A 13,532-nucleotide genomic window follows, 5' to 3' on the forward strand; every position below is an offset into this window, starting at 1 on the left:
CAATTCAAATGGTGGTTGTAGCTCAGTTGGTTAGAGCATCGGTTTGTGGTACCGAGGGTCGCGGGTTCGAATCCCGTCTTCCACCCAGAAATAGAGTCCCTGTATTTACAGGGACTTTTTTGTTTTTTACAATCCTGCAAGATTTACATTTTAAACAAACGTGACTGCAAACGGGACAAAAATGTAAGTAAAAAATGAAGAAAATTATTTCACTTTCAAGTGGCTGTTCAGTCACTTTTTCATCAGTAATTCCTTAAAATTAGAAAACAGGAGGTAGAGAAACACTTTTAAAAGAATGGGTTATTTATTATTATTTTACTGATCAGTTGTATAAAGATGAGTAACTAAAAGTAAAATGAATAAATCAATAGGTATATAATTTACTTTGGTTTTGAATTTGATAGAGAGGAAAAAGAATTTTTAGTTGAGATATTAATTTCTTGCAATAGATACTTGTGAATTTACCGTAGAATATATTTTAATCAGGAATAAACTATATAGAGTAATGTTTAAACTCAATTTAGGCTGGTTTTCTTGCCGGAAATCAGTACTTTTAAAACAATTTTAGTCACGGTTCGAAAATTTTGGTGGTTTTCTTCCTAAACTGAAACTTAAAAACCCGTTAGGTAAAATCAAAAAGGTAGAATGACAAAGATTGAAAGAGAAGATATTCATATAATTACTAGACACAGTAATTGGTCAGAAAAGAGTATTGACAACGTTTTGAAAAAGAATATCTACAACGATAAAAAATCTTGGTATAAATTCCTTAGGCTTTTTTTCATTAGCCTAGGAGTAGGTTTTATAGTTGCGGGAATTATTTTCTTCTTTGCATACAATTGGGCTGACTTACATAAATTCATTAAAATTGGATTAATTGAAGGTTTAATTATTATTTTAATTTTGATAATACTACTCACAAAAATTAGCATAAATATAAAAAATATATTACTTACTGGTACATCAATATTAGTAGGTGTTTTATTTGCTGTTTTTGGACAAGTCTATCAAACTGGGGCAAATGCCTATGATTTTTTTCTAGGCTGGACAATATTTATCACAATTTGGGTTTTAGTTTCAAATTATGCCCCATTATGGCTTCTCTTAGTAACTTTAATAAATACAACAATCTTATTATATTCACAGCAGGTAGCACATAGCTGGTCAGAAGTTTTTGTTTTTACTTTACTTTTCATCATCAATATATTATTCTTATCAACTATATTATTAGGAAAGAAATTTAATTATGAGATTGAGTCTCCAATTTGGCTTTCAAATATAATAGCATTAGCTTCTGTATTTTTTAGTACAGTAGGCATTGTAGTTGGTATTTTTGACAAAAACCAAACATCTTTCTTTCTGTTATTTATAGCTACATCAATACTCTATATTGCTGGAATTAAATATGGATTAAAAGTAAAAAGTAGTTTTTATCTTTCTATAATTCCTTTTAGTATAATTGTTATTATTTCTGCTTTCTTTATAAATTTATCTGATGATGCAGGTATGTTTTTCTTTATCTGCTTTTTTATTATTGGAAGTATAACGCTTGTAATTAAAAATTTAATTGATCTTCAAAAGAAATGGATAAATTAACTAGGAAAAAGGCTCTATTAGATAATGTTCGACTATCAGAAGGTGCTAAATTTGAATGTAACGAAAATGCTATTTTCGAAGAATACAATACTCAAGAAGAAAACAAATCCAGTTTAGTAATTAAAGTACTTTCAGTTTTCGGAGGTTTTTTAGCATCTCTAGCATTCCTTGGTTTTTTAGCAATTTCTGGACTTTATAACTCTGAATTTGGATTGTTAATATTTGGTTTAGGTTTTATAATTTCGGCTATTTGGCTTAATAAAGTCTATGATAGACTTATTATAGATACATTTAGTGTTTCAATATATTTAATAGGCTTTGCTTTGTTTGCTTTTGGTTTATCAGAAATGAAAGTTGATGAAAATATTATTGCATTATTAATAAGTTTTATAGCACTTAGTTCTTTGTTTATTTCACAAAATTTTATTTTGTCATTTATTTCAGTACTTGTTATTAGTAGTAGTCTTATATTTCTAATAATATATAATAATTCATATGATTTAATACATTTATATATTTCTATTAATACTTTAGTGGTAACATATTTTTTTTTAAATGAAGCAAAAATAATCTCATCAGATAACAGGTTATCTATGCTTTATAACCCAGTTAGAATTGGTTTGGTTATTTCTTTGTTATTTGGTCTTATTTCAGTTGGTAAAAAACATTTAATACCAATATCTCAAAGTCATATTTGGCTATCGTCAATTGTAATTATTTTAGTTACTATGTATTTAGTTTATACAATCGTAAAAATAAACGAAATAAAAACTATTAAAAGCAAAATGATGATTTATATATTAAGTGCATTAATACTAGCGTCAACAATATTTTCTCCCTCAATTTCAGGGGGAATTCTGATTGTATTATTAAGTTTTTTAGTAAATTATAAAAGAGGGTTGGCTATAGGAATAATTTCAATCATTTATTTTATCGCACAGTATTATTATGACTTAAATTTCACATTGCTAACCAAGTCAATAATCTTATTTATATCTGGAATTATATTTCTGTTATTCTATTTATTCACTATTAAAAATTTAAATCCCAATGAAAAAATATAAGTGGATAATCATTCTAATTAATCTTATCATGTTACTTGGATTTTTTAATAACTCTATATTTCAAAAAGAAGAGTTAATAACTGACGGTCAACTTGTTTTATTAGAATTAGCGCCTGTTGACCCTCGTTCATTAATGCAAGGGGATTATATGAGATTAAGATATGCTATTTCAAGTAGTATTAATTCTGATAGTATTTCTAAAAGAGGGTTCTGTGTTGTCAAATTGGAAGAGAATGGAGTTGCCAAAAAAGTTCGAATTCAAGAAAATAAAATGCCAATCAATGATAATGAGTTTCTTATAGAGTATACTTCAAAGAAATGGAGTAATATAAATATAGGTGCAGAGTCTTATTTTTTTGAAGAAGGTGAAGCAGACAAGTATGAAAAAGCGAAATATGGAGGGATAAAAGTAGATAGTCAGGGAAATAGTCTTTTGATTGGTTTGTATGATGAACAACTAAAAAGAATAGAATAAACTTAGCTTAGCAATGGTTATCCTTAATGTAAGTTTTGTTATTTATTTTAAAGTAAATAAATATTCCCAAATTTAAAGGGAAACAGAAAGTGAAGTATATTTTAATCTCTTACTAAACATGGTAAAACCATTGAAAAAAATAACAAATGGTAAATATATACTACAATGAGTTTGAGTAATCGCTAAACCTGATAACTATTCATTTCAGAGCTAGCTAAAGAAAAAAGTAAATTTATTACTTATAACTTCTCACAACCTTCAAAATTATTAACGATAATTTTCCACAAAAAAAGAAAAGAAGTAACCATAAAGAATACTTCTTTTCTAATAACTAACCAAACGAATTTCAAAAATGAAATTCAAAACTACACTATAAAAATAGTATAAGATTAGTGTTGTTAATTAGTGTTTTAGATGAAATGATAATAAGTTGCGGTAAGTGGTAAGGTTTTGTCTATGTGTTTATAAAACAGATAGTTATTTTTTGTGTAATTTACCTTAGTAAATGAGTAATAGATGAGAAATAGATGAGAAATTGTATTGTATGAGTAAACAGTGTTATAAGAAATATATGAAGAAATGAATAAAAACAAGTAGAACGAAAAAGAAAAGAAGTAGTCCCCCCGGATAACTTCTTTTTCTTGTCCGTCCTATGTTAAAAATATATAGCTAAAATTATTCTTTTAACCGAATCAAAATAACGGACAATATATTAAAATATGAATACTTAAAATCCCTGAATTCTAACTAATGGAAAACCATTAGTAAATTACGCAAAAAGTTAATAGATAAAAGAAAAGAAGTAGTCCCCCACGGAATACTTCTTTTACTTAACCAAACTATTACTAAAAATGAAAAATTAAATTTTTAAACTATACAGTAAATATACTTTATGATAAAAATAAATTAATTGAATATTTGATGAAGTAAGTATAAGTATCGATAAAAGGAATGTTTTTAAAGTTAAAATGAAAAAAGGATTAATTAAGTGCTTTTACAAAGTTCTAGTTAATTGTTAAACATCTTATAAAGGGAGAGGATTTTTTATCTACCATTTTTTTGAGATATGACTACGGAATTTAATGTATGCTAAAACAATTTTTTAATAGTATTTAACTAGGTTTATGATGTAGTTTACATTGTTTAAAGTGAAATATTTTTTATAGTTTGTTATTGTAGTGATGTATTGGTAAACAATGTTTCTAATAATATTGAATGAGCTATAATATTATAAAAAAGAAAGCTAGTTTAAAATAAACTAGCTTACCGTTCTTTATTAAGGATCCCCTTATAAATCCTGAATAATATGAAGTAAAATTAAGTAAAAAGCTAATAATAAAGAATAAGGGATTGCCCTTGAAATTTTACTAGGGTAAACCATTAAGTTGTCAGGGAAAACCATTAGTGGAGTATTTAATGGTAAAATAAAATTGAAACAAGAGAAGGTAAAAAAAGCGAACACTAAGTTCGCTTTAATAAAATATGGTTATTCACATTGACGTAAATTACATCCTAAAGCTCCTTTTCTAGCACAAGGAGGGCAGTATATAACTCCACCGTTAATTGTTTTTTGTTCTGCCTTATTTAAAGCTGTTCCTAAAGTTGAAATGTTTTTTAGCATTATAAAATAATTTAAATTAATTTTTTAAAGTTAATTTCTTTAAAATCAAATGTGAATATTTAAACTATAAACATAGTAAGGATAAACCTTACTTTTCGGGCTAAATACTATCAAGAGAGCAATTAATCATTATGGGGAATTTATTTAAAAAAAGTATTAATAAAAAATACCCACCATTATAGTGGGCATTATAAGGGGATGTTAAAATAAAAATAGATATTATTTATCATCCCATTACAAAAATGTAATACCTAAATATACAAAATTAAATTTAAATAAGAGAAAAAGTAGTATAAAAAAATGCTGGCCTATTCAAAATGTTAGACCAGCATAAGTTAAAACCGTCCCCACGGATCTAAAAAATCTTTTTTATAATATACAAAATTAAATTTAAATAATTGAGTTAGATAATCAATTTATCTAGGAGTTTTAGAAACATCCTAAACCTTATTAGATATTAGCTTTTTTTCTTTTATATAACCCCAAATTAAACTAGCACCACAAATAAAACCAATAATACTAGTACTTGTTTCGTTGCCTGAAATAACATGATAACCGCAAAAGATTAAACCTACAATACCGATAAATAGTAAAAAATAATTAGCTTTCATATAACTTATGTTTTAATAATAAGTAGCTAAAAATAATTTTTTGTTACAAAAAAAATAATATGAGTAAAATTTATAGTGAATATTTTGGTGTAAAATAATATTTAAATAAAAAAATAAGCTTCCGAAGAAGCTTATTTGTGTTAATCTCATAAAACTTCTTTACCCCTAAATTTATTTTATGAAGTTGTATAACAGTTTAAAATAAGTTAACCCTAAAAAAAATCTAAAAAAATAAGTAATCACTTTCAGAATGCTTTGTTTTAGATCTAATCAATTTATTTCAAAAATAACTTAAGATTGAAGTAAGTATACAGTTTAGTTTTTATTTAGTAGTAAAGTATATAAATTTAAAAAAGCTCCCGAGGGAGCTTTGCTTTATTAACTACATAAAATTAGATTTATATTCTTAAAACCTTTTATGAATAAGTAGAACAATTAAAGTTTAATATACCCTAATAATAACTGTACGAGTATTTGAAATGTACAGTTATAAAAAAGTGAACCGAAAGTTTACTTACATTTTATAAACAAACAGAGTCCATAGGTAAAGCACATAATATTCCCCATTCTCCACCACATCTTAAACATTCCTCTTTTGTAGTTGGCCAAAAACCACCGTTAATTGTTTTTTGATCTGATTTTTTTAAGATAGAACCTAATTTTGATACATTTTTAAACATAATTAAATAATTTAAAGTTAATTTCTTAAAAATAGTTTCTTAAAAATTAAAAGAATAAAAATGAACCTTACAATAAGTAATGCTAAACCTTACTTTTTTCTCTACAAAAAAAAATATTTATTAATAAAGTAAATAGTAACTTTAGATAAAATTTTAAGAAACTTAAATTAAGTTATAAAGCGTATATGACACAAGAATTATATCAAAATGCAATCAAATTTGCTGGAGAAAAACACTGTAATCAAAAAGTGCCAGGAACTAATTCTAATTATCTTTTACATCTTTCAAATGTAGCGATGGAAATATTAGTTGCTTATAATTTTAAAAGTAATTTTGATATTAATTATGCAATTCAAGTAGCTTTGCTTCATGATACGATTGAGGATACAGATACTAAATTTGAAGAATTAAAGGATAAATTTGGAGAGTCAATAGCAAATGCTGTTCAAGCGTTGAGTAAAAATGAAGATATAGCTTTAAAAGAAGATAGAATGCTTGATAGTTTAATGCGTATAAATAAGCAGGAAAAAGAAGTTGGAATGGTTAAGATTGCTGATAGAATAACAAATTTACAAAAACCACCAATACACTGGAGTAAAGAAAAAATAATTAAATATTGTGAAGAAGCCAAATTGATATCAATTACACTTAATAATAAAAATGATTATTTAAATAAAAGGTTAGAAAGTAAGATAAAGGAATATGAAAGTTTATTTAATAGTTTTTAATATTTAAAAAATATATACTTTCTTGTAAGTATGTAAACCAATGTTGTATTAGTAAATAATTAAAAATAACACCTATAATGAAAACTTCTTTTTTAGCTAAATGTTTTCCTGTACTTGAAAAAGAACTTTTGAATGAAGTTGAAGAACATTCAATTTTAAAAAGTTTTAAAGCAGGTGATTTTGTTGTTAAGCAAGGAAGGTTAATACGTTTTTTGCCTATAGTTTTAAGTGGTAATATTAAAGTGTTTAGTAATGAAGATTCTATACAGTTTCTTTTATATTATATTTCATCAGGAGAAACTTGTATTTATAGTTTTGCTCATATATCAAGTAAAGAACTAGCAGGGTTTTCAGCTATTGCAGAACTAGATAGTGAATTATTATTACTTCCAATTGATAAGGTTAATAAGTGGTTAAAAAAATATCCATCCTTTGGTAATCTAGTACTGTCTGATTATAAGAGACATTATAAAGATTTATTAAATACAACAAAACAAGTACTATGTTATAATTTAGAGGAAAGGTTATTAAATTATTTAAAAAATAAAGTACAAATTAAAGCATCGAATGTTTTAAGTGTTTCCCATCAAGAAGTTGCTGATGATTTAGGTACTTCAAGAGAGGTAATTACAAGGTTATTGAAAAAATTAAGTATTGCTAATAAAGTACTTCAAGAGGGAAGAAAAATAAAAGTTTTGTAAAGTGACAGAAGTCACTGTTTTTGGATATTATGAGTTATAGCTTTGTTTTATATTTAAAAATAAAATAATGTTAGATAAAACACAATTAATACCAGAAAACACGTTAATCACCAATTCACCTGAAGAAGGAAGAGCTTTAGCTGTAAAAATAGCAAGGTTAACTATTAAAATAACTCAACCTAATGCTGAGGTAAGAGATCAATTACGTCCAGTATATGCAAATGATGCCGCAATGTTAATAGCTATCGGTCAAACTGTAGCGTTAGAATTTTCTACTATATCTAAAGCAAATAATTATTGGAGATAATAAAAAATATTAGATTGATATTATATAATAAAAAGCAGCACTTATTGAGTGCTGTTTTTTGTAAAAATAAGTTTAATATAAAAGAAGAAGTACCCCTTCAAAAATACTTCTTCTTTCCAACTAATTTAAACTAACTAAAAATGAAATTACTTAAAACTTCATCATAAAGATACTTTAAAACAAAAGTTTAAATTAAAAAAAATAGTTGAATAGAACTTAACTGTAGATGAATGGTATTTAATAAAAAAGCTGGCCTATTAAATAATATAATAGACCAACAAACCTTAAGCCCGTCCCCACGGGTCTTAAAAACTATCGTTAAAGATAAAAACGTGTTTATCTTCTTTTTATTTGTAAGACTCTAAAAAAATAAAAAAGTCACATAAAGAACTCTATAGTAAGCTAAATAAATCAGAGTAAATTAAGAGGAGAGTTATTGTTGTTTTTATTAAAAGGTAGGATAACATGTTGCTTTAAAAAAAGAAAGGAGCTTATAAAGCTCCCTTCTAAACAATAATTAAAACCCTTCTAAAAATTTAACGATTATTGTTTTTAAAGAGTGCAAATATTGTATAAATCAAGAAATTTTAAAATAGGTAAAAACCCTGAATTTTTACTAAGGGTAAACCATTAGAAAACTCAGTGTTTTAGAGAGGTTTAGAAGGTTTTTTGATATTGTAAATAACTTAAAAATGTAAATATTAATAAAAATATTATTTTTTTATTATAAAGCTAATGAGTAAGATAAAAAACATAGAAATCGCTAATTATTTAATAGAAATAATTGTAATTTAGTAGTGTCTTGTAAAACAAAAAAACTCCTCTGAATATTTCTTTTCTGGTAACTATTTTTTTCTAAAAATTAAAAACTAACTTTTAAATTATATAACAATTATAACTTAATTCAGTAGAAAGCAATTTATGTATTAGATGAAGTATGTCTATGTTTATTTAAAAAATATTTTAGTGTAAGTAAAAAAACAGGTTTTATCCTGCTTTTTTTAATATTATTAATTACCTACAAGACCACGAACGTGTAGATGGATTATATTTTGCTTTTAATGGATAAGGACAAAGTGGTGCTTTTCCTCCGTTAATTGATGTTTGTTCTGTTTTGTTTAAAGTAGTACCTAATTTTGAAATGTTTTTTAACATAGTATTAAATTTTATATTATTTAATAAGCAAGTTAAAATTGATTTTTGAAAAATAATCTGAAATATTTCCGAGTTCTATGAAATAACTTCTAGAGGTAACAAAAAAGAAAAATAACTAGCTAAAACTGTTTCATAACTTCACTAAAGAAGATAAGCTTATATAAATTTATATTCTTCAGGATTATTAGACATTTTGTTGTAGCAATAACGATCAATAGTTATTTCGAATTTAAGTTTAGGAAATTTAACATCATATTTATTTCCGTACGATTTGATAAGCTTTACTAATGTTGGTTTTGATTTCATAATTATAGATTTTATTCTTTTAAAATACTTTATAAAATCAATAAAATAATCAAAAATTAGATAATTACATGGAGAAGTTAAGGTGAGTTGTAAGTAGCTTTAGATATATAGATTGGTTATATATTCTTTTAAGAAAAGAAAGATAGTTAAAGTAAACTACAGGAGAACTTTTTAACCCCAGTAGTTTACTTTTATTTACATTATAATAAAATACAACCACCCCAAGAATAACATCTACAAGGTTCTCTTAATACATATCCATTAGGTAATGTTCTACAACAAGTTGAATTTCCACATTGAGTCCAATTACCACCATTAATAGATTTTTGTTCACTTTTGTTTAAAGTTGTTCCAAGATTTGAAATTTTTTTTAACATGATGTTTATTTTAAGTTGTTTAAAATTAATGTTTTAAGATGTTTTTTTTGAAATAGTAACCTTACTAAAAGTAAGGTTATTCCTTACTTTTAGTAAGGTTACTTAGATTATGATAGCGCCCTAGTTTAAATAATAAGAAAGTTAGTGAACCTTTCGTTTTAGAAAATAAAAAAGGAATTAAAAAAAGGAGTATAAATAATCGTATTCGAGTATTTAATTTAAATTTACATTATAATTGCTTTAAAATGATATTAAACACTATGAACTTTTTTTGTAAAACATTTATGCTTATAAGTTTTACATGTTTATTTTTCGCCTGTAGTTTTGAGAAAAGAAAAAAAAACACAGAGATAACTTCAGATACTCTTAAACTTCAGAAAGTTGATGATTTTTTTTTAAATGAAAACAAATCTGTAAATGGAATAAAGTTTAAAGTAGACAATGTATTAAAGAATGACACCCTTCTTGAAACATTTCCAGCTAAAAAAGTTGTAGCAAATTTTATAAGAAAACAAATTACTTATTTCCCAGATAGTAATGATACTCAATTAAAGTTGGTTCCAATAAGTGGTAATGGGCTTATTAACACTATAAATATATGTTATGGACAGCATAGACCGTTAGTATTATCTCCAGATGTTATATGGATGACAATAGCTCAAGGGGTTTCAACACATATAAATAAAGAATTTAAACAATTAGATGTTAAATTATTTAAGAAAAATAAGCCTAAGGTTCTAAAAGTTAGAAACGACTCTTTAGAGTATGGAGTAAAACATTGGAAAAGTTTAATAACTAGCTTAACAAATTCAACAAGAAAATACACAAAAGAAGATATGTTTTCTTTTTTAGCTCCCAAATTTTCTACCACAACAGAAAATATTCATATAGCTTATCAAGCTAATATTTTATATGGATATAAAAAGGCTTTTACATACTTAGGTGAAGGAGGTTGCGGCATTCCTTATATAACCCTAACGGGAACTAAATCTGATTGGATAAAAATAAAAGAAAGTTTATCAAACTTAGATGATTTAGAATTAGGTTTTTGGCGTAAAGAACTAGAACTTATTCTAGATGAGTTTATAGCAGTCTATACTAATACTATGAACGAAAAATTTTGGAGAAATATTTATAAAGAATATTTAGATTATGGTGAGTTCTCTATTTCTGGATGGATCATTAAACTTTATCCTTATATAGAAGTTTTAGGAGCAGGTGTTTACGATAAGGAATTAGGAATGATGAAGGTTGAACATAGGTTTTTAAAAAATGAATACGTAGTTGGTGATAAATACTTATACTCAAAATTAAATATTGATGTTTTTCCAAATTATAAAAGTGAAGCGAATATTATTTGGGAAAATCACCTAAAAAATGAAAGAACTAAACTATTTCTTTACTCTGGAATTATGGGAGCAAAGCAATATGTAGATGGTTCATTAATGCCATGGGTTACTTGGGCTATTTCTAAAGAAAATGAAAAAGAACCTGCCTTATTAAGGTCACAAAGTAATGAAGTCATTCATAGAGACCCTAAATGGATACCACATATATATGAGAATGATTCTACAGTTATTCAAAAAGCAATATATCCTATAAAAAAAGATTTTCAGTTTGAAGAGGGACTCACTCATTTTAGGAAACAAGTATCAAAAATAGTTTATCCTAATTATAGTCAGAAAGGTGACACATTAACTTTTTATATATTATCAAATGGAAAACCAATTATTATAACGGATAATAAAAAATTAGAGTTAAAAGTACAAACTTGGTTAAATGAAAAAGGTGTTAAGTGGAATCCGGCAAAGGTGAAGCTATCTGAGGCAGTTATGTTTAAAGAAGAAGTAGACTCAACTAAATTAGTTAGCGTAAATAGTAAAATTAAAATAGTAATAGAGAAAAATTGAAAATTTTCCAATAGTATATTAAAAATGAATTCAAAAACATCCATATTACTATCTATTTTTAAAGGTATAAATTTTTCTGTTGATGAAATAAGCACTGTTGAACGTAAATTTGAAAAAATCATTATAAAAAAGGGAGACAGACTTTTAAATTCTGGAAAAACAGTAGGTAATCAATATTATATTTATAGCGGTTGTTTAAGAGCTTATTTTATAGGTAAAGATGGTAAAGAGCATACTATACAATTCGCTATTGAAGACTGGTGGATAAGTGATTATACAGCTTTTTTTACAACTTCAAAAGCAATTATGACTATAGATTGCATCCAGGATGCAGTTGTATATAAGATATCTAAAGAGTCAATGGAAAGTTTATATACAGTTATACCAAAATTAGAAACTTTTTTTAGAAGGAAAATGGAAGGAGCTTTTTCTAGTTTTCAAAAAAGAATACTTGGTGCTTTATCTCAAACAGCAAAAGAAAGGTATATTACTTTTGTTAAAACATACCCAAATATAGAAATAAGTGTAAAAAATTACCACATAGCTTCCTATTTAGGAATAACAACAGAAAGTTTAAGTAGAATTAGAAAAGAAATTGCTGAAAAATAGTTTTCTTACCATACATCAATTATTTTAAGTCTTAAGTATTATAGTTTTGTTTAAGTATCAACTTGAGTATATATAAATATTCTCCTGCGATACAATGATCATTAAATAAAATAATTTACTCAGACAAAAAGTAGAAAAAATGAAAAAAGTATTATTTGTATTAACTAGTCATGATGAACTTGGGACTACTGGTGAAAAAACTGGATTTTGGATAGAAGAGTTTGCAGCTCCCTATTATTTTTTTAAAGATAATAATGTTGAGGTTATTTTGGCATCACCTAAAGGAGGGCAACCACCAATAGATCCAAAAAGTGAATTGCCAGATTTTCAAACTGCATCCACAATTAGGTTTTATAAAGATGAAGAAACAAAAGAGATTGTATCAAAAACAATAAAATTAAACACAGTTGATCAAGCAGATTATGATGCTGTATTTTATCCAGGAGGGCATGGTCCTTTATGGGATTTAGTAGAAGACAAAGATTCAATTTTACTTATTGAATCATTCATAAAAAATAATAAACCGGTAGGAGCTGTTTGTCATGCACCAGCTATTTTTAAACATACAAAAAATGAAGAGGGAACTCCGTTAGTAAAAGGGAAAAAGGTTACTGGATTTTCTAATACTGAAGAGGAAGCTGTGCAATTAACAAACGTGGTTCCGTTTTTAGTAGAAAATATGCTAAAAGAAAATGGAGCAATATTTTCTAAAGGTGATGATTGGGCACCTTATGTTTTAGAAGATGAATTATTAATTACTGGTCAAAATCCTGCATCTTCTGAATTAGTGGCTGAAATTTTATTAAAAAAACTGAAATAAAACTACATAAAACATGATAAGAGCGATTTGAATTTTTATCCAGGTCGCTTTTTTATTAGTATGCTTTTTATAAATAAAAAAGAAAAGAAGTAACCCTTCAAAATTACTCCTTCTCTCAAACTAATTTAAACTTACTAAAAATGAAATTATTTAAAACTTCTACATAAAAGTAATTTAAAGAAAGAGTTTTGTTGAATTAAATTAGTTGAATAGAATGTATCTATAGATAAACGGTATTTGAGATTTTATAGTAAAACAACTAAAATAAGTTTTATAAAAAAAGAAAGAAGTATTCTTGCGAAGACTTCTTTCCTAACTAACCAAACATTTTCCAAAAAATGAAAAATCAAATTTTAAACTACACTGTAAATATAATTTAAGAACTAAGTAAGTTGTCTGATTATTAGTTGAATAGGTGTTATGTTTCGATAAGTAGTATTAAAACACCATTGAATTGAAAAAAATAGAAAAAGAAACTTTAAGTTAGGATATCAAAAAATAAAGGAACTCATAGTATGAGTTCCTTTTTATTTAAGTGATAGTAAATTAACCCTTCAAAAATTAAAATCTAT

At 25.7% G+C, this 13,532-nt stretch carries 15 protein-coding genes and 1 tRNA gene; 10 read left to right on the top strand and 6 right to left on the bottom strand.

Annotated elements, in window-relative coordinates; genetic code table 11:
* Positions 1-10: 10 nt before the first annotated feature.
* From BLV71_RS12620 to BLV71_RS12635, 4 genes are all read left to right on the top strand, one after another.
* Positions 11-86: transfer RNA gene (locus BLV71_RS12620), tRNA-His, on the top strand.
* Between the two features lie 559 nt (positions 87-645).
* Entirely contained in the window at positions 646-1,596 is a 951-nt protein-coding gene (locus BLV71_RS12625) for a DUF2157 domain-containing protein (protein WP_093870901.1), read from the top strand.
* Complete coding sequence (locus BLV71_RS12630) at positions 1,584-2,660, top strand: DUF4401 domain-containing protein (RefSeq protein ID WP_093870902.1); 1,077 nt, start codon at positions 1,584-1,586, stop codon at positions 2,658-2,660. Before BLV71_RS12625 ends, BLV71_RS12630 begins: the two co-directional genes overlap by 13 nt.
* A gap of 28 nt (positions 2,661-2,688) precedes the next feature.
* Positions 2,689-3,135: a GDYXXLXY domain-containing protein gene (locus tag BLV71_RS12635; protein ID WP_255405195.1), complete on the top strand. Its 447-nt coding sequence runs from the start codon at positions 2,689-2,691 to the stop codon at positions 3,133-3,135.
* 1,486 nt (positions 3,136-4,621) lie between these two features.
* On the opposite strand, the gene BLV71_RS18880 is transcribed toward BLV71_RS12635, so the two are convergent.
* The 3 genes from BLV71_RS18880 to BLV71_RS18605 form a co-directional block, all read right to left on the bottom strand.
* Complete coding sequence (locus BLV71_RS18880) at positions 4,622-4,756, bottom strand: hypothetical protein (RefSeq protein ID WP_255405196.1); 135 nt, start codon at positions 4,754-4,756, stop codon at positions 4,622-4,624.
* A gap of 440 nt (positions 4,757-5,196) precedes the next feature.
* Complete coding sequence (locus BLV71_RS18600) at positions 5,197-5,367, bottom strand: hypothetical protein (protein WP_176974401.1); 171 nt, start codon at positions 5,365-5,367, stop codon at positions 5,197-5,199.
* Positions 5,368-5,888: 521 nt separating this feature from the next.
* Positions 5,889-6,047, bottom strand: a complete 159-nt coding sequence (locus tag BLV71_RS18605; protein ID WP_176974402.1) for a hypothetical protein — start codon at positions 6,045-6,047, stop codon at positions 5,889-5,891.
* A 185-nt stretch (positions 6,048-6,232) separates the two neighbouring features.
* On the opposite strand from BLV71_RS18605, the gene BLV71_RS12640 reads away from it, so the two are divergent.
* From BLV71_RS12640 to BLV71_RS12650, 3 genes are all read left to right on the top strand, one after another.
* Positions 6,233-6,775 carry an HD domain-containing protein gene (locus BLV71_RS12640; RefSeq protein WP_093870904.1) on the top strand — a complete coding sequence of 181 codons (543 nt, stop codon included), beginning with the start codon at positions 6,233-6,235 and terminating at the stop codon, positions 6,773-6,775.
* A 77-nt stretch (positions 6,776-6,852) separates the two neighbouring features.
* Positions 6,853-7,476 carry a Crp/Fnr family transcriptional regulator gene (locus tag BLV71_RS12645; RefSeq protein ID WP_093870905.1) on the top strand — a complete coding sequence of 208 codons (624 nt, stop codon included), beginning with the start codon at positions 6,853-6,855 and terminating at the stop codon, positions 7,474-7,476.
* 67 nt (positions 7,477-7,543) lie between these two features.
* Positions 7,544-7,783 carry a hexameric tyrosine-coordinated heme protein gene (locus BLV71_RS12650; RefSeq protein WP_093870906.1) on the top strand — a complete coding sequence of 80 codons (240 nt, stop codon included), beginning with the start codon at positions 7,544-7,546 and terminating at the stop codon, positions 7,781-7,783.
* Positions 7,784-8,797: 1,014 nt separating this feature from the next.
* Here the strand turns inward: BLV71_RS12650 and BLV71_RS18610 are convergent.
* From BLV71_RS18610 to BLV71_RS18620, 3 genes are all read right to left on the bottom strand, one after another.
* A complete protein-coding gene (locus BLV71_RS18610) occupies positions 8,798-8,938 on the bottom strand; it encodes a hypothetical protein (RefSeq protein ID WP_158530800.1) in 141 nt (46 codons plus the stop codon).
* Between the two features lie 156 nt (positions 8,939-9,094).
* Positions 9,095-9,244 carry a hypothetical protein gene (locus BLV71_RS18615; protein WP_158530801.1) on the bottom strand — a complete coding sequence of 50 codons (150 nt, stop codon included), beginning with the start codon at positions 9,242-9,244 and terminating at the stop codon, positions 9,095-9,097.
* Between the two features lie 200 nt (positions 9,245-9,444).
* Positions 9,445-9,621 carry a hypothetical protein gene (locus BLV71_RS18620; RefSeq protein ID WP_158530802.1) on the bottom strand — a complete coding sequence of 59 codons (177 nt, stop codon included), beginning with the start codon at positions 9,619-9,621 and terminating at the stop codon, positions 9,445-9,447.
* A gap of 260 nt (positions 9,622-9,881) precedes the next feature.
* Between BLV71_RS18620 and BLV71_RS12655 the strand changes: the two genes are divergently transcribed.
* The 3 genes from BLV71_RS12655 to BLV71_RS12665 all read left to right on the top strand — a co-directional run bounded on the left by BLV71_RS12655 (position 9,882) and on the right by BLV71_RS12665 (position 12,960).
* A complete protein-coding gene (locus tag BLV71_RS12655; protein ID WP_176974403.1) occupies positions 9,882-11,531 on the top strand; it encodes a DUF4419 domain-containing protein in 1,650 nt (549 codons plus the stop codon).
* A 24-nt stretch (positions 11,532-11,555) separates the two neighbouring features.
* Positions 11,556-12,140 (top strand): Crp/Fnr family transcriptional regulator, encoded by a 585-nt coding sequence (locus BLV71_RS12660; protein ID WP_093870908.1) that lies wholly within the window; start codon positions 11,556-11,558, stop codon positions 12,138-12,140.
* A 139-nt stretch (positions 12,141-12,279) separates the two neighbouring features.
* Positions 12,280-12,960 carry a type 1 glutamine amidotransferase domain-containing protein gene (locus BLV71_RS12665; protein WP_093870909.1) on the top strand — a complete coding sequence of 227 codons (681 nt, stop codon included), beginning with the start codon at positions 12,280-12,282 and terminating at the stop codon, positions 12,958-12,960.
* Positions 12,961-13,532 lie beyond the last annotated feature (572 nt).

Source organism: Tenacibaculum sp. MAR_2010_89, assembly GCF_900105985.1.
Classification (GTDB): Bacteria; Bacteroidota; Bacteroidia; order Flavobacteriales; family Flavobacteriaceae; genus Polaribacter; species Polaribacter halocynthiae.

Excerpts from the sequence above, each read along its gene's own strand:
- BLV71_RS12640 (WP_093870904.1), top strand. The coding sequence starts at position 6,233 with ATGACACAAGAATTATATCAAAATGCAATCAAATTTGCTGGAGAAAAA.
- BLV71_RS12625 (WP_093870901.1), top strand. The coding sequence starts at position 646 with ATGACAAAGATTGAAAGAGAAGATATTCATATAATTACTAGACACAGT.
- BLV71_RS12650 (WP_093870906.1), top strand. The coding sequence starts at position 7,544 with ATGTTAGATAAAACACAATTAATACCAGAAAACACGTTAATCACCAAT.
- BLV71_RS18610 (WP_158530800.1), bottom strand. The coding sequence starts at position 8,938 with ATGTTAAAAAACATTTCAAAATTAGGTACTACTTTAAACAAAACAGAA.
- BLV71_RS12635 (WP_255405195.1), top strand. The coding sequence starts at position 2,689 with ATGTTACTTGGATTTTTTAATAACTCTATATTTCAAAAAGAAGAGTTA.
- BLV71_RS18615 (WP_158530801.1), bottom strand. The coding sequence starts at position 9,244 with ATGAAATCAAAACCAACATTAGTAAAGCTTATCAAATCGTACGGAAAT.
- BLV71_RS12655 (WP_176974403.1), top strand. The coding sequence starts at position 9,882 with ATGAACTTTTTTTGTAAAACATTTATGCTTATAAGTTTTACATGTTTA.
- BLV71_RS12665 (WP_093870909.1), top strand. The coding sequence starts at position 12,280 with ATGAAAAAAGTATTATTTGTATTAACTAGTCATGATGAACTTGGGACT.
- BLV71_RS18605 (WP_176974402.1), bottom strand. The coding sequence starts at position 6,047 with ATGTTTAAAAATGTATCAAAATTAGGTTCTATCTTAAAAAAATCAGAT.
- BLV71_RS12660 (WP_093870908.1), top strand. The coding sequence starts at position 11,556 with ATGAATTCAAAAACATCCATATTACTATCTATTTTTAAAGGTATAAAT.
- BLV71_RS18880 (WP_255405196.1), bottom strand. The coding sequence starts at position 4,756 with ATGCTAAAAAACATTTCAACTTTAGGAACAGCTTTAAATAAGGCAGAA.
- BLV71_RS12645 (WP_093870905.1), top strand. The coding sequence starts at position 6,853 with ATGAAAACTTCTTTTTTAGCTAAATGTTTTCCTGTACTTGAAAAAGAA.
- BLV71_RS18600 (WP_176974401.1), bottom strand. The coding sequence starts at position 5,367 with ATGAAAGCTAATTATTTTTTACTATTTATCGGTATTGTAGGTTTAATC.
- BLV71_RS18620 (WP_158530802.1), bottom strand. The coding sequence starts at position 9,621 with ATGTTAAAAAAAATTTCAAATCTTGGAACAACTTTAAACAAAAGTGAA.
- BLV71_RS12630 (WP_093870902.1), top strand. The coding sequence starts at position 1,584 with ATGGATAAATTAACTAGGAAAAAGGCTCTATTAGATAATGTTCGACTA.